Here is a 20,375-nt window from a genome sequence, read left to right as displayed (position 1 = left end):
GTACCGAACGGACATCGCCGGCGACGCCCTGCGCTCATCGCAGCCCGAACTGGGTACGCAGTAGCCCGACATGCAGCCGCAGCGTCCGGCCGTCCGGCAGAGTCTCGAGCACCTGCGCTCCGTCTACATTGAGCAGCTGCCCGAGTACGGCCGCGAAGCCGCCGGCGCGGGTCGGTGGGTCGCCGACCCGTTGGGCGAGCGCGGTGGTCGACTGCGGTCCGTCGAGCAGTGCCCGAATCGCCTTCTCCAGCTTGGTGGTTGCCGGTTTCCGCGCCAGTTGCTCCAGCTGCGCGGCGAACACCTCCGAAGCGAGCAGTCCGGTGACCAGCTCGTCGGCGGCGTTCGTCTGCGGCGGCAGGGCTGGGGCGCTGAGCAGCGGAATGTCCAGAGTGATCTGATCGGTCTGCTTCTCGGCCGCCTTGCTGGCGACGCGAGTCCGTGCCTTGTGTTCGACAGCGGGGGTCGGGTGCTGGGGCAGCGATTCGGTACCGTCGCGCCACCATTCGGGCCGCTGGTCACCCAGTTCCCGCCAGCCGACGGGCGGTGTGGCGCCGAACGGCAGGAACGCCAGCACAGGGATGGTGATCTCCGCCAGGGCAGCGCCGCCGTGATACCCCGCCTTCTGAGCGGTGTAGCGGGAGTCGTTGTCCCACAATGCGACAATCGAGGCGCCGGGCTCCGGCCAGACGACACGGGGCCCGTGCAGCGCGATCTCGGTTTCGGTGCGCTGGTCGAACTCGGCAGCGGGCAGGCGGTGCCGTGCCGACTCGACGTTGTCCGCCTCGACGAGCACACCGTGCCGGTCGATGACATGGCCATGGTCGCTGGTGATGAGAACGACCATGCCCTGCCCCGTCGCCACCGAGACCAAGGCCCGCAGATCGCCGATTTCTCGTGTCTCCCAGCCGGAGTCGTCGAGTTTGGCTTCTTTGGCGAGGCGGTCGTCGATGGTGTTGAGCACCACGGCGACATGGCAGCCGGGATCGGCGAGAGCCGCACTCAGGTCTGCTCCGAACCGCTCGCCGGGCTTGCTGCGCAGGTCGTTCTTGTGGAAGACCTCGGCCCGCTTCGCGCCCCAGAACGGATGCTGGGGAAAGAGACGTTCCTCTGTCTTCTGATCGCCCTTCATGAGTTTGCCCGCGAACAGCGAAGTGCGCGAGACCGCGGTCAGACTCGGCAGCGCCGCAGCCATACAGCGGCGGTAGGGCTTCCCCTCGCCGGGCAGGGGATCGTATTCGGCGAAGGTGCTGCGTAGTTCTCCGGCCAGCTCGGTCGCGATGGAGGCGCTCATGCCGTCCACGACGATCAGCAGCACACGGTGATCGGAGGCGAGCGGGCGAACCACACGATGCAAGAAACTCTCGACCGTCAACATCTTGCCGGGCGACGTTCCCGATTCGGTCCAGACCGCAAGGTTTTCCGCGAACTCACGGTCGAATTCACGGCGGATCGTGCGGGCTCGGGTGGCAATGGTGTCGTAGGCGACGCGTAGGGCGGCGTCGTCATCGCCGCCGGCATCGAGGTAGTCGAGGGCGCGGTCGGCCCAAGCGGTGTCCCGCATCTGCCGGTCGAGTGCTGCAGCGACGCTGCCACCGGTCGGGTCGGGATCGGTGTCGAGCCACCGGGTGAGGCGTTGAGCCATCCGAACTCGGCCGATGCGGACACGATGGTCTGCGGCGAGGTCGTGTGCGCGCAGAGCGGCCACGGCCTTGTCGATCTCCTCGGCCTTGCCGCGACCGAGGGCTTTGCCCGCGGCCGTGAGTCGGGCCTCGAGGCCCGCGGTGAGCAGCGGACTGTGTTCCGCGGCCGTGCCCGCACCGAACTGGCGGACGAGAAGATCGGCCTGTGTGAGCACGGTATCCGCTATTTTGCGGGCGTGCCGAGCGGATTCTTCAGCTTCGTCGTGCAGGTCGGCCGAGGAACGTGCCTTCACCAGCAGATCCCGGACGTAGTCCTCGCAGGTGCGGCCGAAGGTCGCCAGCAGGCGGTCCAGTTCGCCACCCACCGCAGGCGGATGGTCGCCGAGCCAGCGCTCGACCCGCCCGCGCGCCTGATACACCGCGTTGTCCGCGATGGCATGCCGCCACAGGGTCGCGCACACCAAGCCGTAGGCGATGGCTTCTGCGCCGTGCCCGGTGCGCACGAGCGCTGTCACAACAGCACCGGTTGCGCCGGATTGCTCGTTCTCGCTGAGGAATTCGGTGAGCCCGTCACGTTCGGGAGCACGCAGATCCAGCAGGAGCTGCGGTCCACCCGGCCGTTGAGACCATTCGAGCAGGCTGAGGGGATCGATTCGGTCGACCGCGGCCTGGATGCCCAGTCGGCGGGTGGCCAGCGTGGCCAGGGCAGGGGTGCGGGAGAGAACACCGCCGGCGAGCGTGGTCGGCCACCCCTGCGCTCCGGCGGCATCGAGCAGCGCCTCGCATGCCCACCCTTCCCGCTTGAGCCGGGGGTCGACCTCGGTGGCGCCGAAAGTTTCCCGCACGATGTCCCATCGGTCCACCGTGTGTACGCGACCGCGGTGGGTACGCACGAGAATGGCCGGATCGAGGTCGTGTTCCTCGACACCGGTCAGCACCACCAGTACTCGCGGATCGGGGCTGATCTCACGAGCGTGCGCGAGAACTGTTTCATGCACCGACAGCGGCGAAGCGCCGACCGATACCCGCACGCGGCGACCGTCCGCGAGGGCCAAGACGGGGTCGCCCTCCCACTCAGGTTCGCCACGCAACAGCAGCGTGACCGGGTCACCTGGCGTACCGACGACCTCCTTCAGCCGCTTGTGCGACGAGAGATACTGCGCGACGGTCGTTCTCGACAGCCGCAGCGCAGTGGTCACGGTGGTACCGGTCATTCGATGACCTTCCACAGGATTTCGATCGAGGCGCCGGGCTCCAGTTCGGCCAGCTCCGCCAAGTCGGCGGAGAACTTCGCCACCGCATCACCAGCCGTAGTGGTGTATTTGCCGGACCGGCGAGTAGAACGCTTGTCCGAATGCGGTGTGCTGCCGTCCAGCGGCGGGTTGCTGGAAGGAGTCACCAGGTCGATGTCGTCCGCACCGGTCGCGGCCTCGGTGGTCTGGCCGGATACCGGTGGTGGCGGCGTTACTGTGGCCGCCTGCTGATTGCGCGCGGCCTCCTCGCGAAGCCGCCGCGTGGTCAGCTCGGTGACCTTGGCGTCAGTGCTGCGAAGTGCCTCTGCCAGATCGGCGGAGCGCTGATCGGCTCGGGCGACGGTGCGCAGCGAGTCCAACAACTTGGCACCCTCGGGGCCGAGCAAACTCGCCTGCTCCAGATTGCGCCAGGCAGCGTGAGTGAGCGCCGTGATCACCGTCTCCGCCGACTTGATCGAGGTGGCGTACCGGTCCGCATTGACGTCGGCGAGGTCGAAGTGCGCGAGCGCTTCGACGGTCTTCTTGGCACCGGCGGACCCGCCCGCACCGGCAGACGCGAGAGCCGACAGCAGCTCGAGCGAGCGACGAGCGAGAGCGAGCCGCTCGCCGGGTTCGCTGTCGTCGAGCCGGAGGAAATCGGCGTGCTTCTCCAACTGTTCGACGAGTCGTGCCGCAAGATCGTGGTACTTCGTGGCGGCGCTGTTGATTTGCCGGGCGAACAGCTGCACCGGCCCGCCTCGCCGCAGCGTCGGCGCCTTCTCACCGAAGATGACTTCGAACCGGTTTCGGGCGGTGTCCCAATCCGATTCGCTCGGCAGCGGTTGAGTGCGCAGCGCGTCGCCGGCCTGGATTTTCGTGAGTTCCGGCGCGTCGATCGGCACACCGCCGCGCACCCAGATCCGGTCGTCCATTTCGGCGAAGGACGCGATCACCAGATTGGCGATGTGCTGCTCCAGGCCGCGCGGTTGCGGCAGGTCGATCCAGTCGCCGAGCGAGATCACCGACAGGTCGCCGGTGCTGCCCGCGTTCTGCGCCGACTTGCGGAAGTGGTCGGCCCACCGCTTCGACAGCTCGAAGTAGGCCTCCTTCTGCTGGCCCAGACCGAGAGGCTCGGCGACCCGGCGCATGAGCGCGCGGTCCTTCGCCGGGACCTCGAAGCGGTTGTCCCGCGCCTCGGCCGCGCCCTTCACCTGCGCGAGAACGGTTTTCGCGTCGGCGGCCTTGACCGCAGTCCCGGTGCCGTCCGGGTCGAGGTTCGGGTGCTCCGGGAATTGGTGAGCGAGTAGTTTGCTCGCGAGTGTGCGGATGGCGTCGTGCATCGACTGGCCGATGGAGACGGTGAGACCGTCGATATCGGGCAGCGGGTGAAACAGCCGGTCCAATTCGTTCGTCACGTCGTCGGGCTTGCGTTCGGCCAAGCCGTACGCCTGCTTGAACGTGGCCAGCACTCGCTTGCGCAGGGTCTCGCGCTGGGACTCCAGCAGCTGCTTCGCGCTGGCCCGGTTGTCGGGATTGAGGTGCTGGGCGTACTGGGTGTCGAACCGATACGGGTCGGCGAGTGCCTTGGTGACCACGAGCAGGCGGCGGAAGTCCTCCCAGCGTGGCTTGGTCAGGTGCGACGGCAGCCAGGCGACGGTGCGCGGATGGTTGTCGCCCTGTTCCTCCCTGAGCCGCCGGATGCGGTCGGCGTCCTCGACCGGCCCGAGGATGCCCTCGTCGTAGGGCAGGTCGACGACGATGCGCCAACGGCCCTCGTAGGCGGGCTGCAGGTCGTGGTTGGGCAGGGCATCCTCATCGCTGACGTTCCCGAAGACCACTTCCGCGATGCGGTTCGACCCGCGCCAGACGAAACGTAGTTCGTCGGCATCGAATCGGCCGTTGGCGCGATCCAGCCCGAACTCCTCCGCGAGCAGGTCGCGAGCGAGCGCGAGCCGGTTGGCCGGGTTGTCGTTGACCTGCGCGTTGGCGATCACCGACTCCACATCGACACCGGAGAGTTCCAGGCGCACACCGGGATTCGCGTCGGTGCCGGTGAGCTTGATCTCCGGGAATCGGGATGCCCACTCACCGATCATGTCCTTGATCACGCCCTCCTCCCGCCCGGGGATCATGGTCGTGATCGAGCCGTGGTTGAGCGCCCCGAGACGGCGAATGGTCAAGTCGCGCAACGCCGGAACGCTGGGAGCCAGTGCCGCCAACAGTACCGTGCAGGCAAGCCGGTTCTGGCCCACGAACTTCTTGCAGTTGCCTGCGAGCTTCGGATCGGTGATGGTCTCGCGCCGGTTGACGTAGGCGTCGATGTCGTCTTCGGTGACCTCGCACGAGCTGAGCAGGTACGGGCGCAGCCGCGTCTTGTACAGCTTGTCTGCGGCGTCGAAGAGCACCTTCTTGTCGGCGACGAACGGCCGGTCACCGCCGCGGGTGAGCTGCTGGTAGAGATCACCCAGCGGAACCAGGTCGCCGAGGCGCAACTCGTTGCGGTGGTCGGCGAGCAGCTGGCCCATCAGCTTCAGACCGGTGCGGGAACGCTGCAGGGCCGCCGAGATATGGACGAGGGTGTCGAGGAACGCGGGGGAGAACGGGTAGCTCAACCGGAACGACGCTTCGTCGGCGCCGGTGGTGCTCTCATCGGAGCCGAGCAGCGTGTCCCACACCTTCGGCCCGAGCTTCTTGGTCTTCTCGAACGCGGCGTCGAGTTCCGCGCTCGCGGCGGCGTCACGCGGCTTCAGCAATCGAGCGTGGGCGATCTGCGGGAGGTTGCGGTCCTCGAGGCTGATCAGGTCGAACCGGCCGGAGGCATGGTTGAGGGCGTCCTGGATCGCCGATTCCGCCGCGCCCGCGAGCTCTTCACCGACCAGCTCGCGCAGGTCGCGCTGGCGGGCGATGAACGAGACGATCGGGATCGCGCGGCGAGCATCACCACCCTCGCGGAAGTTTGTGATCTTGCTGGCCTCGCGCGCCACCCGCTTCTCGTCGTGAATGAGGCTGGCGAGCCACAGGATCAGCTCGTCGAGGAAGAGGATGATCGCGTCGTAGCCGAGCGATTTCGCATGCGCGGCAATGACACTGAGCCCGGCATCGAGGGAGATGAATCCGCTCTCGTCCTCGGCGGCGCGCTGAGCGAACCCCGGCAGCAGATGGGTGCCCGCGTCGTGCACCAGCTTGGCGCGCAACTCCGGCGGCGTCGTTGGATTCACCAGATTCAGGCCGCCGCCGTCGTGCGATTCCTCAGCGGCCAGGGCGGTATCGACCTTCTGGGTGGTCCAAAAGGCGGTCGACTCACCCCATTCGTCGTCCTCGTCGGCCTGATCCTGGTTGAGGACAGCGAGGAACCGCTCCTCGCCCATCGATGCCCGCAGTGCCCGCAGGTCGGTGAACAGCGCGTCCGTGCGATACACCGGAGGAATCTGTGCCTCCGGATGCTTCTTGCGCACGAACTCGACGTAGCCGCCGAGCACCCGCTGCTCCATCGCCTTGGCGTCGATCATGTGATACGGCACCATCAGGAACTTCTTGCCGTCCGACAACAGCCAATCGTTCTTGGTGATGACCGGATCGAACTCGCCGCGGGAGCGGGCGACCGGGTTGCCGGAGAGCAGGGCGTAGAGGACGGCCATGAAGTGCGACTTACCGGCACCAAACGAGCCGTGCAAGAACGCCGGTTTCGAGGTGTTCCCGTCGAGCGCGGACTTGATCAGCGCGAGGGCTTCCTCGAAGTTGTTGAGCAGTCGGTCGGTGAGAACGTAGTCCTCAACCGCTTTCGTGGAGCCTTCCTCGGTGACCGCATCGGCGAGGGTGAGCACGTAGTCCGAGCCGGCGACGTGCTCCTTGATATCGATGAGGTCACGCAGAAGTGGGCGCTGGTCCATCAGTTGTCCCCCTCCGCCGCAGCGGACTTCTTCTTCGTGGTGCGTTTGGTGGTGGTGCGGCGACCTCGGGTCGCGGGCTGAGGCCGCCAGTTGCGGAGGTCGTCGTCGGTGAGGCCGTGTTCGCCTTGCATGCTTCGGCGGTCGCCGGAGAGGAAGGACGAGGGGGCAATGCCGTAGTTGGGGTCGACCTCGTTGTGCCACTGATCCAGCCAGGGCTGAAGTTCGAGCAGGCCCGCCAGGAACGGGGTGATCTCCTCGGTGGAGAGGCTGTTCTCGGCGAGGTAGATGGCGATGGCCATTGCCTGTTCGCGGTGGTCCCAGCCAGCCCAGCCGTAGAGCGCGGGGGTGGCGACGTTGGTGGAGCCGTAGGAGATGAACCGCTCCTTGGGCACGTCGAGTTTGCCGCGCGCCTGCCAGAAGGAGGTGCGCAGGAAGTCCGTGGAGGTGTATTTGGGTGGTACCGGGATGGAGTCCCGGAATTTGTTCTTCTCGTGGCCGTCGGGCATTGCGTCTTCTTGGCGCTGCATGCCCCAGACGTGTTCCCAGTCCGCACGTTTCTTCAAGCCGGTGGGCTTGTAGCGCAGGGCGGCGAGGAAAGGGACGTGCTCGTCGGTGATCAGGTCTGCCACGACCTGGGCCAGGTCGTTGCGGGGTGCGTATAGCGTTGCGACAGAGACGAAGTCTTCGTCAGCGGCGAGGCGGTCGGTGATTTGGGACAAAGTCAGCATCTGCGGTTGACCGCTGTCGCCGAACCACAGGTCGCGCTCCATGCGATCGAGGAGCCAAGAGCGCAGCGCCTTCTCCTGCAGATCATCCCAGCCGTCGGACTTCCAGCGGCGTTTGTACTCTGGTCGCTCGATCATGCCGATTGCCCGGTTTGACCCAATCGCGTCGATCCGGCGTTGAACGACCTGTCTATACGAGTCCGGCCAGTGAGTGGGGATTTCGGTTATGGCACTCGAGTCGTGGCGAGAAAACCACTCCGCAGAGGACTTACCATTGGCCACCTGGCGTGCAAGGCAAATTTCAAATGCGCGCTGGCCCAAGGTAAGCGCTGGAATATCGTGACCCGGCGCGCATAGGTCTCCGGCTTCAATGAGTCCGTAAACCCCGTACACATGCCAGTCGAGCTCCTCTTGGAGGGTGATCATCTGACGGCGAATCGACTCCCAGTGCTGCCTCGCGTCACGGAGCGCTTCTGCCGTGGGTGTTTGGTTTTGGGACACAACTTCAGGGGTGGATTGGTTGAGCTTCTGGCTGAGTCGGTCGAGTTCAATACTCAGTTTGAGTGGATACCGTGTCGGCAGTGGAAAGTCTGCCAAGTTGGTGCCGTTGAACTGGTAGAAGTCATCAAACGGTACGCGAGATTGACGCGCTCCCCGCGAATCTACGGTGCTGCCTTTGTTGTGGCACGACATTTTCAGCCAGAAGCAGGCGGTGGAGCTGTTAAGTAGTCCGAGGAGTCTCAAGTGGTCGTCCTCGCCAGCCTCCATAGGCAGCTTGATTACCGGGGCTGTCCTATTGAACACCTTTCCGCCACGGTCCAGTGCAAAATGGTTGTGTGTTGCAACTTCGGCATATGTGATTGAAAGCGGCACCCGGTAGCGTTCCGCGACCCATCGGTACCACGTCCACCACGGCTTGCCAAGGTCCTGCTGGGATTTGCCACCGAAGTCGGTGGTTGCTCGAAGATGGCTCCGAACTCTCCACAGGAGGGCGCCCCACGGGCTCATAGCGTCGTAGGCTAGCGGTCGGAGCTCGGAATCGTAAGGTGCGATCGCTTGTTCGCGGCAATGGGTGTCCCAGTCGCGCACAGCCTCCCCGATGATCAGCCACCGGGCAATCGGTTTACTGATGCCCCGGCGTGCGAGTGAGTCCGGTGTACTGATGAAGGCATCGTCCTGACCAGGAAAGCTGGCGAATCCGATGTCGCGTACCAGAACGGAGCGCAATCGGCCTGAACTATTGGCGTCAATCTGCTGAACCATTTCCAGGCCGCCGTCAAGTAGAATCCAAGGTTGTTTGCCGAAATATCGTTCGCGATCGAGGTTGTCGACCGAGACCCACTGGCTCAGGCTGGGGGCATTATCAATCTGTTCGACAATTGCGCGCCAAACCAGCCCATCTTCGGGATTGGTGGGAGCTTTGGGCTCACCTTGCACGCTTCGAACTGTGCGGACTGTCGCAGCGCGATCTTTGCCCGAGCGCCGCGTCCCCACAAGGATGACAGTCGGTGTGCCATGACCTGGAATGTATGCGCCGGAGGTATCGATCACCTCGGTGAGTTCGACAGAGTGTGCAAAATAGTTCTCGATTAGTTTGGTACCGAACTCGCGTTTCATGAAGGAGTTTGCGGTGATCTGTCCGACTCGACCGAAGCCGTTGCCTTCGGAATCGCCGCGCTTTGCGAGTTCGAAGAACCTCTGTGCAAAGGGCACTGACAGTGCGTACTTGCCTGAGCAAGCGTCATACAGGCCGCGGTACAGCTCGTTGAGATTCCTGTCTTTGACAGTGATGTAAGGCGGGTTGCCGACAACGACGTCGTACCGGCCCGTTTCGAGAATTCCCGGGTAGTCGTGGACATCCTCGGTAGCGTAGGAGAATTCGGCCAGCAGGTCGCGCTGGTCGCCGTCGAAGGTGAGCTCCAGCTGCCGTGCCTTGATCAGCGAGTCACCGACCGCCAGCTTGATCGGCCACTCGTATCGCGCGGCTTCGGCGAGCGTGCGCACATTGGCGGCGGCCATAGCGGCGACCAGGAGGCGGAAGCGGGCGATGGCGATCGCGAACGGGTTGATGTCGACGCCGTGCACCGAGTTCAACGCGGCGTGGACGCGCTCATGCCGATCTTTCGTCGGCTGCTCTTCGGCCCATCGCTGTGTCAACCGCTTGAACGCCCCGAGAACGAAGTGCCCCGATCCGCAGGTCGGATCGATGAGTTGGATCGTCTCGTAACCGAATTCGCGGATAGCGGGTTCGAGGGTGCGGTCGAGGATGAACTCTTCGACGAATTCGGGCGTTTGGAGGAGAGCGTAGTTCTTGCGTATGTCCTCGGAGAGATCCTGGTAGAGATCGCCGAGGAAGCGGGTGTCCCAGCCGTTGATGCCGTCTTCGTCGAGGGGGTCGGTGAAGTTGTGGACGAGAACCCCGTGTTCGTCGCGGGCACGCCAAAATTCGATGAGTTCTCGTGCGCCGTCGTGGGAGACGGGGATCTGGTAGAGGGCGTTGTGGTTGGGGTCGAAGAGGAGCTTTCCTGCTTGGCCCGCGCCGAGTTCAGCGAAGGCGTGTTCGAGCCAGCCACGGTAAGTCGGGTCGGGGTCGGTTTCGACGTAAGCGTCGTAGCGGGCGTGGGCGAGTTCGCGCCGGTCGTCGGTGGGGCCGGTGAGGTAGGGGTCGGCGATGAGGTGGTTGTCTTCGCAGAAGCGGACGAAGACGGTGCCCAGAACCCAGGCGACGGCGACCTGGGTGATGCGTTCGCCGAGCCACGAGATTTCGGTGGCGGCGGTGCGGTTGAGTTTGCGAGCTTGGGCCCATTCGTCGTGCAGGCGTGCTTTGACCTCGGGCAGGATGCGTAGTTGCTTCTCGAGGTCGGTCTCGACCGCGACGACCTGCTTCTTCAGGTCGGCGAGCAGTGCGGCGCGGTCGATCATGCGATTACTCCTGTGTCGGTCGAGGCGGTGGCGCGATGGATGTTGCGGATCCACGCTTCGGGCAACTGGATCCACTCGTTGAGAGCGGACTGGTACGGCACCGCTACCGCACCGAGGTGCGGCTGGCGCAGGGGGTCGGACTGCGGACACAGCAGCCACAGGCCGCCCTTGCCACGGCGGGCCTGTTCGGCCAGGCGGCCGAGGACGCCCATGGCGTCGTAGCGGGCGAACACCAGCGTGTCGGTGAGCAGCAGCGGGCCGTCGCCCGCGATGTTGTCGGCGATCTCGGTTTCGATGCGGCCCCACGCGGTGCGCGCGTATTCGCTGAACTTCAGCGCCGCGCGGGAACCCGGCTCGGCGATATCGGCGCGCAGGATGGTTTCCCAGGTGGGTTTGGTGCCCGGCGGGACCAGATCGTGCATGTTCGCCAGGAACAGGGCCGTCGCGGACATCGGGCGCACCGAAAACCGTTCGCGCAGTTCGCGAATGGCAGCTGGGGTGGCCGAGGTCGGTGTGGTCGGGGAGGTGAGCACCCGGAAACCGTCCCGTGGCGCGGCTCCGGTAAGCAGTTCCTCGGCGCGGGCGGCCTTGGCAAGGTTCGGGTCGTCGGCGTACCTGCCTGCCGCGTGGCTGTTGACGGCGGTCGTCCAGCGCGGTGCGTGCGCGGTGTAGCTGGACTGCAGGTCGGCGTGCTCGGGGATGTAGCGCTGGACGCGGGACTCGGGATGGGTCGCCACCACAAGGTCGAACCCGGCCTCGCGCAACGCTTTCGTCAACTCCGGGGTGGGCACGTCGCGGTCGCTTCCCGCGATGGTCAGCTCGGGGAACCGTGCCAGGATCCGTTCGAACACGCGCTCGGCCCGCAGCCCGGCCTGCTGCTTCAGTGGAACGCCCGGGGTGAGGGTCAGCAGACCGGCCTGGGTCAAACGGACGGCGCGTACCAACGGGAGGTCGCGCGGATAGATCTCGAGGCGCGGCGTCACAGCGGCGTTGCGGGATGCGCCGACAGCCACTTGTACGAGGCGGCGCTCGTCCAAGGTGGGAGTGCCTGCGGGCGGATCGATCGCGCCCAGCCGATCCAACACGGTCGCCGCTGTCGGGAGAGTCTCCTGCGCTGCCAGCGCATCAGCCGTTTTGCCCAGGCGCAGTGCGTAATTGGCGAGTGCCGGTGCGGCCGGGGTGTCAGGGTCGGCGTCCTCGCCTGCTTCGAGGGCCAGCACCACCACCGGGTTGGCGCCGGAGTCGCGTTTCTGAGCGGTGTAGAGCGCGGCCTCGTCCGGTGTCAGTTGCTCGACCTCCACCACGACGCGCACGGCCGCAAGGCCCAGCGCGCGGCGCTGGGCGCGGTCGGACAGGCGGGTGCCTCGCCGGGCGATCAAGGCGTCGGCGAGTTCGGTGGCCGCGGCGACCCGGCCGAATCCCTCGAGCAGTTCCAGTACCTGCGCGCGCAGGGCCTGCACCGCGGGATCCCTCTTCCACTGCTGCCGTTGGGCTTTCAGCAGTTGCGCGACTCGACCCGAGGTCAGGTTGAGGGTTTCGGCCACCGCCGACTGGGTCGGCCACGCATCCAGTTCGGGCAGATCGCCCGCGCCGGGAATCCGCAGCAGTCGAGCCACCGCGTTGACCTTGCTGGTGTTGGAGCCATTGTTATTGCGCTCCGGGACGAAACGGGCGGCCAGAGTATCCAAGCTCAGTGTGCGTAACAGGCCTGCGCCGAGATCGGCCTCGGCGGCGTTGAGCTCCTCCTTCGCTTCCTTGCGCGCCTCCGGAGTGAGCGGTGCGGGCTCGTCCTTGCCGAAGCGGCGACCCCATTCCTTGAGCCGGTCCTGAATCTCGCGACGGGCTCGCGCACCAAGGCCGGGTGCGTTGATCAGCTTCCCTCGGCCGTAGTCGAGCAGCTCACCGACCGTGTTCACACCCAGTCCATAGAGGAACTGCTCGGTGGCGGCGGTCAGACCCGCCTGCGACAGGTGGGTCTCGACTGTCGCCTGCTCGGCGATCAAGCGACGCTGGTCCTCCGGCGACACCTCGTCCACATCGGCGGATGGCGCAGCGTGCGTGCTCAGCGGCCGCGGCGGCACCGAGCGACTCATGTCGAGGAAGATCTTGCGCCAGGCATCGCGCATCGGCTTCAGATCCGAAAAGCGTTGTGCGACATCGCGATGCAGTGCTTTACGGAAGAACCCCACGAGCCCGTCGCGCACCGAGGGATCGAATGCGTCGGCGGCAATCGCCGGGTACGGGAACTCTGCCGGATCCAATTGGCGCGGCAACACGCTGCCGTCGCCCCACCGTGGCAGCTCGCCCGACGCCATCTCGTGCAGCGTCACCGCCAGCGCGTAGCGTTCGGCCTGCGCGTCGTAGACGCTGCGAATCAGGGTGCCGATGAACGGGTCCAAGTAGCCGTCGGTGCCTGCCTCGGTGTTCTGCACCGGGTACCCCGCCAGCGAGAAGTCGATGAGGACGAGTTCGCGGGTTCGGTTGGGGCGCACGCGGATCGCGATGTTGTCCGGTTTCAGGTCGCGATGCCAGACGCCCTCACCCTCCAGGAAATCGCTGGCGGCGAACAGATAGTCGCTGTAGGTCTCCAGACGCCCGACCTGCAGGCGGCCGTTGTCGCGCAGCTCGCGGGCGACGGTCTCTTCGGTGCGATGGCCCGAGTCCTGGTCCAGTCCCTGCTCGTCGCCGACATACTCCAGGACCAGGGTGGTGCGGCCGCCGAGTGTCAGCACGCCCGGGTCGACCAGGTTGATCACGCCCGAATGCCGCCGCAGGCCGCGCAGCACTCCGGCCTCGCGCTCGAGCACATCGGCTCGGTCGTCGGAGAGCGCAATCTTCAGCACCACATAGGTTTTGGCGCCGCGCTTGTCGGTCTCGGCCTGCAGGTCGCGCACGAGCAGGGCCCGGCTGGTCGAGCCGGTGCCCAGGCGGCGGCGCACCAGCCAGCGTCCGGCGAGCACGTCACCGGGGACGGCTTCCAGGGGGTCCTTCTCCTCGGCGACGACCTCTTCCTCGACGGGAGCGGTGAGCGACTCTTCGACATCCTCGAGCAGCTCGAGGAACTCGTCCATGGAGGTGAGCCGCTTGGATGGGCGATAGTCCGTCGCCGCGGCCACCAGGAGATCGACATCCGACGGCAGGTTGTCGACCAGTGCGCTCGGGCGCAGTTCCTCACCGGCCTCGAATCGGGCCAGCAGCTCCGCCTGGGTGGTGGCGGGAGCTCTACCCGTCACCAGCAGGTAGGTCAGCATGCCCAGGCCGTAGACGTCCATGGCGATGGGGTCGGGGGAGGGTGCCGACACCTCCGGCGCGAGGTAGGCGTCCGAACCGGTGGACAGGTGGTGCGCCGAAAGCAGAGTCGGGGCGTGCCGCGTCATGGTCAGCGCCGTACCGGCCGAGCGCTGGGTTGCCACCTGCCAGTCCGAGATCTGCAGCCGGGGTGAGCGCCACCGCTGGCCTTCGCCCGCACCAGCGCGGGGAATCACATGGATCGAGCGAGCGGCCAACGCCCGATGATACAGGCGGGCCGAATGCGCCGACCGCAACGTCTCCGCGAGCTGGCGCACGAGTTCGATTCGGTCACCGACATCAAGCGACTCGCCATGGCGGGAGAGGTAATCGTCCAGGTGCAGCGTGTCCGGGTGATAGCGGAAGATGAGAGCCGGCCCCGCGATGTGGCCCGACGGGTCGAACAGCTCCAGCTGCACGGCACCCGGATGCCGGAACCTGCGCAGCACAGCGGCTTCGCGCCGAGCGGCCGCGTCAACCGATTTGCGGGCTTGCTCGTCGGCGCCACGTTCACGCAGGTAGATGCGGACGCGGACGGGCTCACGCAGCTCGGTGTGCGCGGCCAGATAGTCCTGCCAAGTCGGGCCCGCGTCCAACGGTTTGCGCTCCAACAGGTACGGGCCGACGGTGAAATCCGCGTCGCTGCGCCGGATACCGACCTGCTCTAGAGCCTTCTTGATCGCTTTCGCGCGCTGGGCGTTGATCGTGTGCTTGATGTCGCGGACCGGTGCGTCGAGCCGATCGATTAGCTCCCGGATCGTGTGCGTGTTCGAGCGGTCACCCGCCGGAAGTTCGAACCGCAGCCCTGCATTGGTAAGGCACACAGCGGAGTTCAGGAAGACGCGCGCACCGTTGTCGCCGAGCAGGCCCGCCAGTTCCTTGCTCTTCTGGTTCACCAGATGCAGTGGATTCCGGTGGAACCGGCGATCGCCGCGTGTGGTGGTTTGAACCCAATCTCCGCCCTGGCCGGTGAGCCTTCCACTCCAGTCCTTGAGTTCGATCATGTACACGCCGTTCGGGGCGATCACCAGCAGGTCGACCTCACGCACGTGCCCTGTCTTGGCGGTGAAGGTGAAGTTCGACCAGGCGTACCACGGATCGACGTTCGGCAGCTGCGTCCGGATCGCTTCCAGCCCCCGGCGCTCATGCTCGAAACTCGACTCGGTGACCGTTGTCCACCGACCCTCGTCCATAGATGCGCAGTCCTGTCTCGTCGTTCCAAACGTCGCCTGATCCCCCGCGAACGCGACAGACCGTGCGATGTCCGCACCGCTCGTGCGGTACGTGCATATCGGGCAGTTCACCGCCGATACGGCCCCACCTGTTGCAGGCAACATTAGCCTGCTCGGGCAAGGTACCGATGCATCGGACGACCTGCCGAACCAAGCGGGTTCGGCAGGCTGTGTGCCGTTCTTCACAGGAGGATCGGCGCGATCCGTGGTTCTGTTTCTCGCCGAGCCGAGGCGCGCCTATTGACCGGGCCGCAGACCCAGCTGCTCCCTTACCTTCTCGACTGCCTCGCGTACCGGTGCTCGCTGGGTGGACACCTTGCCGTCGTCGGACACGACGACGTTGTTGCGCCAGATGCTCGCGCTTCGACGCCAGTCGATCTCCGTGGCCAGCCGCTTGTACTGGTGGGCACGCCACGCCAAGTCGGGGCTCTTACGGATCTCGTAGCCCACACGGCCGATGACCACCAGCCCGGTCGCCGTCATGTTGATGTACTTCTGCCGGAAGTCCGCGACCTGGTTGGCAGGTCCGCCCGTGGTCGGCAGCGAACAGATCTCTTGCCACGGGTCCATGTGCGCGGACAAAGCATCGATCAGCGCGACCGCATCGGCCACGAACTCGTCTCGCGCAGCCTTGTCACCGAGCAGCTGAGCACTCTGGCGCGCCACCGACTCCTCGGCCAGCGCGTAATCGGCGAACAGCAGCTCCTTGACGAACTGGCGCACCTGGTTCAGCAGGAACACCGACTGCGACGCCTTCGGCAGGGTCTTGGCCGTGGCGTCGACGCGGCCGCGGAAGAATCGAGTCTGCTCCACCAGATCGGCCAGGACACCGTTCACGGGCTCGCGGGTGTTGTAGACCGCGAGGAGACTAGCCGGGATCTGCTTGGTCTGGGCGGCATCGGCGAAGTCCTGATGGATGCGCTTGAGATCGTCCTCGACGACGATCAGCACGGCGAGACTGTCGTCCTCGAAGCCGGTGCCCAGGTCGACCAGCCCCGGAATCGCCGAGCGTCCCGAGCCGTGGCCCTTGATCGCGGTGATGCGGTGCTGGCCGTCGGTGACGTAGAAGCGTACGTTGTCGCCGATCACCATGAAACCGAGCCGGTTCTTGAAGTTGCCGCGCGACATGTGCAGTGCGGGCAGCTCACGGGCGTTGAGGGTGACCGGCGGCAGGATGTAGTTGTCCTGGTTCTCCCGCACGTAGGTGTTGATCGTCTTGACGTGATCGGTGAGCAGCGGCCGGTTGGTCGTGTTCGCCGGGTCTCCGCCCTTGTCCACGGACTCCGACACGACCTGGCGCGCCAGGAAGGAGTAAGGGAACGAGGTGGAGATCATCGTGCGCTGCCCTTGGCGAAAGACGGTGCAGGGGAACACCCGCGCTCCCGCCGCGGCGGCGTCGGCCGACGCCGCCGTCAGGGCCTTGTCCAGGCCGTCGTGTTCCATCAGTCCCATGTGATTGTCAACCACGGTGTATCTACCTGTTCTTGTCGAGAGTGATTCGAGCGCGAGCTACTCGTGGATCCAGACGCAGCCGGTGACATCGACGACGTCGCCGTCGTCGAGGTGGACGTACGAAGCGCCCGTGTAGGACTCGATGTCGATGAGTTCCGACGACTTCGCTCCCTTGTAAGGCAGCCATTCGATGAAGCAGGCGCCGTAGTCGTCGGGGCGCGGGCCCGACGTGTGGTAGAGGCCGGCCTGGACGTCCTGGCCGACCACTTGCATGCCCTCGTGGAGCCGGGCGGCGGGTTCGGCGTTGGCGATGCCGGTTGCCAGGATGCTGAGGGCGCTGGCGGCGAGAACGGTGGAGAGTCTGCGGTACATGGTGTTTCCGGTTCCTTCGAACGACTTCAGAGCTGGTGTTGCGGGCAGTAGGCCGCGATGGCGGCGTCGAGGAAGATGTAGGGGTACTGAAGGGTGTCGCTCGTGTCCTCCGCGAGCACGATCTGGTTGTGCGCTGAGTTGCCGTGTGCGTCGAGCCACCGGCATTCCGACAGGGCGAGCCAAATCGCGGCTTCCTGGACCTCGCAGCTCTCTTCGTCGTGATACGACTCGCGGAGGAAGAGCCGGTCCGCGTCGCTGCGCGGGCCACATCCGCTGCTGGAGCCGCTCGCTGAACCGGTGTCGGGCGCGGCCATCGTGTTGGGCGCCGCGGCGGTGAGGGCGATAGCGGTCGCGCCGATCGCGAGCAGGGTCGAGACGGTACGCATGTTTCGTATACCTCGTAGTGCGGTGTAGTGGGTCAGCGGTTGCCGGAAATGAGGTAGTGGATCAGCCAGATCGGCAGCCACATACCGCAGGTGATGAGCGAGAGCACCAAGTGCAGTCCGTGCGGGAAAGCCGGGCGCACCACGATCGGGCCGGTTCCGCGATTCGCGTTGTGCTGCACCACATTCACCAGTGGAACCGGCGGCGGCTGCGGATACGGCATCGGCGGGTACGGCGGTTGTGCCGGATGGTGCTGTGGGTAGTGCGGTCCCGGCTGCGGGTGGGGGGTCAACGTTCGGGCTCCACGGCCGGGGTCGGGTGCGGTCCCTGTGTGTGGTGAACCGGCAGCGGACGCGGCGCGACCGGGTCGGCCGGTGCCGTCGCTGAGCGCTGGACCGGTGATTCCGCGGTCTTCCACAGGTCGAGTGGTCCTTCGGATTCCGTAGTCACGGCAACTCCTCGTCGTGAGCGATTGGTTTCGACGAATCGTCGTTCGAATGATGTAAGACTGTATGTTCGACTGAAAGCAATGTCAAACGATTTAGGAGATTGATTTTTGCTCATCGCTGGGCCAGGGTGGCCTGGAGAGAACAGAGAGGAGAGGGCATGTCTGAGGTGAGTGCGGCTGAGATATCTCGGCTCGCAGGTGTCACCCGCGCGACGGTCAGCAACTGGCGCCGGAGGCACGACGACTTTCCCCAAGCCATCGCAGGCACCGACGCGCGTCCGCTCTTCGACCTGCATCAGGTGCAGGGGTGGTTGTCCGAGCATGGGGTGGAGGTGTCGGAATCACCGTCGACCGACCTCCGGACGCTGGTTCGATCTCGTGAGCCCAAGCTCGTTCGACAGGTCATGGAAGTCTTGCACCGCTCCGATGACGGCTGGGTCGCGCCAAGCCTGGACGGAGACAACGCGGTGTTCGCGGCGCAAGTGGCGGAGTCGGTCGCGCGGACAGCCGGCAAGGAGGGCATTCGGATCGCGGTCGACACCCTGGCGGAGCGCGCAATGGAGGGCACTCCTGTCACCGGTGTGTACACGACGCCGGTCGAAGTCGCGAAACTGATGGCGGCGCTGTCGTCGGCAACGAAACAGGCGGTCGGCACCGTGCTGGACCCCGCATGCGGGAGTGGCTCCCTCTTGTTGGCGGCCGCCGAGGTCGGCGCCGCCGAGCTGCACGGTCAGGACGTTTCGCGGGTTCAGGTCGATCGCGCGCGGCTCATGATAGAGGCGGATGCCGCACTCGAAGCCGATATACGACTGGGCGACAGTCTCGTGGCTGACGCATTTGCCGGTCGTCAGTTCGACGCGGTGCTGTGCAATCCGCCCTACGGTCAACGGGATTGGGGTTCCAGCGAGCTCGCGCTGGACACCCGGTGGGACTACGGCCTGCCGCCGCGCGGCGAACCGGAACTCGCTTGGGTTCAGCACGCGCTTGCCCATCTACATCCTGGAGCTTATGCGGTGCTGTTGCTTCCACCGGCGGTGGCTACTCGATCCTCGGGCCGTAAGATTCGGGCGAATCTGGTGCGGACCGGGGCATTGCGCGCGGTGATCGGCCTGGCTCCGGGCGCGGCACAGCCGTGGCATATCGGACTGCAGATCTGGATCCTGCGTCGCCCGGTGCCCGGAGCGGCGGTGCCCGACGCACTGCTCTTCGTCGACACCACGACTTTGTCCCAGGATGTATCGGGTGAGGAACGGATCGACCGAGAGCTGGTCGCCGACAACGTTGTTCAGATGTGGCAGGCGTTCGATGCCGGGGCGCCCGATCGAGCGGAGACATCAGGTGTGGCCGCGGCGGCGCGACTGGTGGACGTGCTCGACGACGAGGTCGATCTCACTCCGGTGCGATATGTGCGATCGTCGCTGGACTCGGGGGCGGTCTCCGATCAGGTCGGTGACGCGATGAGCAGACTCGCCGCCGCGGCGTCGGAGTTGACGTCCTTGGCCGCGGAGGTCACCGGCTGGTCCGAGGCGGCTGGCAAATCGTGGCGGTTCGTGACGGTCGCCGATCTGGCGTCCCACGGCCAACTGGAGTGGATCCGCGCGCGACCAGCGGATGCGGATCACGGCGAACCCACCGATACGAGGCGGGTGCTGACGGCGCCCGATGTGGCCACCGGAAACCCGGCGTCGGGGACGATGGCGTCCGCGCGGCCGTCCGATGTGATGGAGGTCCGAGCCGGGGACGTCCTGCTTCCGGCCGTGCGCAGTGATCGAAGTGCAGGACGCGCCGCGCGGGTGGCGGGGACGGAGGACGCCGGTGCGGTGTTGGGTCCGCATGTGCACGCGTTGCGTCTCGACGGCGAACGGCTCGACCCGTGGTTTGTCGCGGGCTTTCTGACCGGGGCCGAGAATGTCTCCGCGACAAGGACCTCTACCGTTCGGTTCGACCCGAGCAGACTTCGGGTCCCGGTGCTTTCATTACCGGAGCAACAACGATATGGGGCCATCTTTCGTCGGCTGTTCCTGCTGCGAGCTACCGCGGGCCGCGCTTTCGCTGCCGCCGAAGACGTCACCGAACTCATGACTACTGGACTCACGGCGGGGGCACTTGTGCCCGATGACTCGATCGATGTCGGAGAGGTGCGACGGTGACCGACGGCTGGGACGATTACGCCACGTTGCGGGCCGCGTTGCTCGACCAGCCGATGCCGATGCCGCCCGCGCTGCTACCGAACCTCGCGTCCCGTGGCACCGTCTCGCTCGAGGACTTGGTCGAGGCCGGGGCGGTCTCCGTTCACGAGTCACCAGCGGTGATCAGGTCCGGATGTGGTGACCTTCCGATGCTGTCGGCGAAGGACATCCGCCTCGTTCGGCCGCCTTCGAGATGGGGCGCGGCCGATGCTCCGGGCACCGTTACGGTGCGTACCGGCGACGTCGCGGTCGTCATCGGAAGCGGTGCCGCGGTCAGAGTATGCGCCGAGGACGGCGTACTGCTCGGGCCGGGTATTCACCTCGTCCGTGGGAACCCCGACACGTTCGATTCACGATTTCTCGCGTGTGTGCTGCGGAGCGCGGTCGATGTCGCTGACGGTCTTCCGTTCGATCTGTACCAAGTCGAGGTCCCCCGTGTCCCGCTGGCTGAGCAACGCTGTTACGGCGCAGCTTTCGAGCAGCTGACCGAACTCGAGTCGTCCTGGTGGCGACGACGTGCGAGCATCGAACAAGTGGTGCGCGCGGGCATCGGGGGATTGGCGGCAGGGGCACTGCGACCCAGCCCAGCCGATTAGCTCGG

The 20,375-nt window shown here is 65.9% G+C and carries 11 protein-coding genes; 3 read left to right on the top strand and 8 right to left on the bottom strand.

All coding sequences use genetic code 11. The features are described 5' to 3' along the window. Positions 1–34: 34 nt before the first annotated feature. Genes pglZ through pglW form a run of 4 tightly spaced genes read right to left on the bottom strand, consistent with a single transcriptional unit; the run spans position 35 to position 14,890 of the window. Positions 35–2,854, bottom strand: a complete 2,820-nt coding sequence (gene pglZ / locus NX1_RS10705; protein WP_068057218.1) for a BREX-2 system phosphatase PglZ — start codon at positions 2,852–2,854, stop codon at positions 35–37. Continuing rightward, positions 2,851–6,762, bottom strand: a complete 3,912-nt coding sequence (gene pglY, locus NX1_RS10700; RefSeq protein ID WP_068057216.1) for a BREX-2 system ATPase PglY — start codon at positions 6,760–6,762, stop codon at positions 2,851–2,853. Before pglY ends, pglZ begins: the two co-directional genes overlap by 4 nt. Continuing rightward, positions 6,762–10,409, bottom strand: a complete 3,648-nt coding sequence (gene pglX, locus NX1_RS10695; protein WP_068057214.1) for a BREX-2 system adenine-specific DNA-methyltransferase PglX — start codon at positions 10,407–10,409, stop codon at positions 6,762–6,764. The genes pglY and pglX overlap by 1 nt, the downstream gene beginning before the upstream one ends. Further along, positions 10,406–14,890, bottom strand: a complete 4,485-nt coding sequence (gene pglW / locus NX1_RS10690) for a BREX system serine/threonine kinase PglW (protein ID WP_068057213.1) — start codon at positions 14,888–14,890, stop codon at positions 10,406–10,408. Before pglW ends, pglX begins: the two co-directional genes overlap by 4 nt. A 67-nt stretch (positions 14,891–14,957) precedes the next feature. Between pglW and NX1_RS36130 the strand changes: the two genes are divergently transcribed. Beyond that, the gene (locus NX1_RS36130; protein WP_157119663.1) at positions 14,958–15,173 is read left to right on the top strand and encodes a hypothetical protein; all 216 of its coding nucleotides are present in this window, start codon (positions 14,958–14,960) and stop codon (positions 15,171–15,173) included. Here NX1_RS36130 and NX1_RS10685 read toward each other — a convergent pair. From NX1_RS10685 to NX1_RS10670, 4 genes are read right to left on the bottom strand one after another with little or no spacing between them, the layout of a single operon-like run. Next, a complete protein-coding gene (locus NX1_RS10685; RefSeq protein WP_218024101.1) occupies positions 15,167–16,396 on the bottom strand; it encodes a DNA sulfur modification protein DndB in 1,230 nt (409 codons plus the stop codon). The genes NX1_RS36130 and NX1_RS10685 overlap by 7 nt on opposite strands. A 42-nt stretch (positions 16,397–16,438) precedes the next feature. Then, the gene (locus NX1_RS10680) at positions 16,439–16,753 is read right to left on the bottom strand and encodes an Rv1352/Rv1906c domain-containing protein (protein ID WP_068057209.1); all 315 of its coding nucleotides are present in this window, start codon (positions 16,751–16,753) and stop codon (positions 16,439–16,441) included. Positions 16,754–16,779: 26 nt separating this feature from the next. Continuing rightward, on the bottom strand, positions 16,780–17,139 hold the full coding sequence (locus tag NX1_RS10675) for a DUF732 domain-containing protein (RefSeq protein ID WP_068057207.1): 360 nt from the start codon (positions 17,137–17,139) through the stop codon (positions 16,780–16,782). A 32-nt stretch (positions 17,140–17,171) separates the two neighbouring features. Further along, positions 17,172–17,429 (bottom strand): hypothetical protein, encoded by a 258-nt coding sequence (locus tag NX1_RS10670; RefSeq protein ID WP_218024100.1) that lies wholly within the window; start codon positions 17,427–17,429, stop codon positions 17,172–17,174. Between the two features lie 314 nt (positions 17,430–17,743). Between NX1_RS10670 and NX1_RS10665 the strand changes: the two genes are divergently transcribed. Beyond that, positions 17,744–19,735, top strand: a complete 1,992-nt coding sequence (locus NX1_RS10665) for an N-6 DNA methylase (RefSeq protein ID WP_068057203.1) — start codon at positions 17,744–17,746, stop codon at positions 19,733–19,735. Further along, positions 19,732–20,370: a restriction endonuclease subunit S domain-containing protein gene (locus tag NX1_RS10660; RefSeq protein WP_068057201.1), complete on the top strand. Its 639-nt coding sequence runs from the start codon at positions 19,732–19,734 to the stop codon at positions 20,368–20,370. Before NX1_RS10665 ends, NX1_RS10660 begins: the two co-directional genes overlap by 4 nt. Positions 20,371–20,375 lie beyond the last annotated feature (5 nt).

The sequence above is a fragment of the Nocardia xishanensis NBRC 101358 genome, from assembly GCF_001613365.1.
Taxonomy (GTDB): domain Bacteria; phylum Actinomycetota; class Actinomycetes; order Mycobacteriales; family Mycobacteriaceae; genus Nocardia; species Nocardia xishanensis.
The sequence above is the reverse complement of the archived record's forward strand: the minus strand, read 5'-3'. Positions and strand labels throughout refer to the sequence as shown.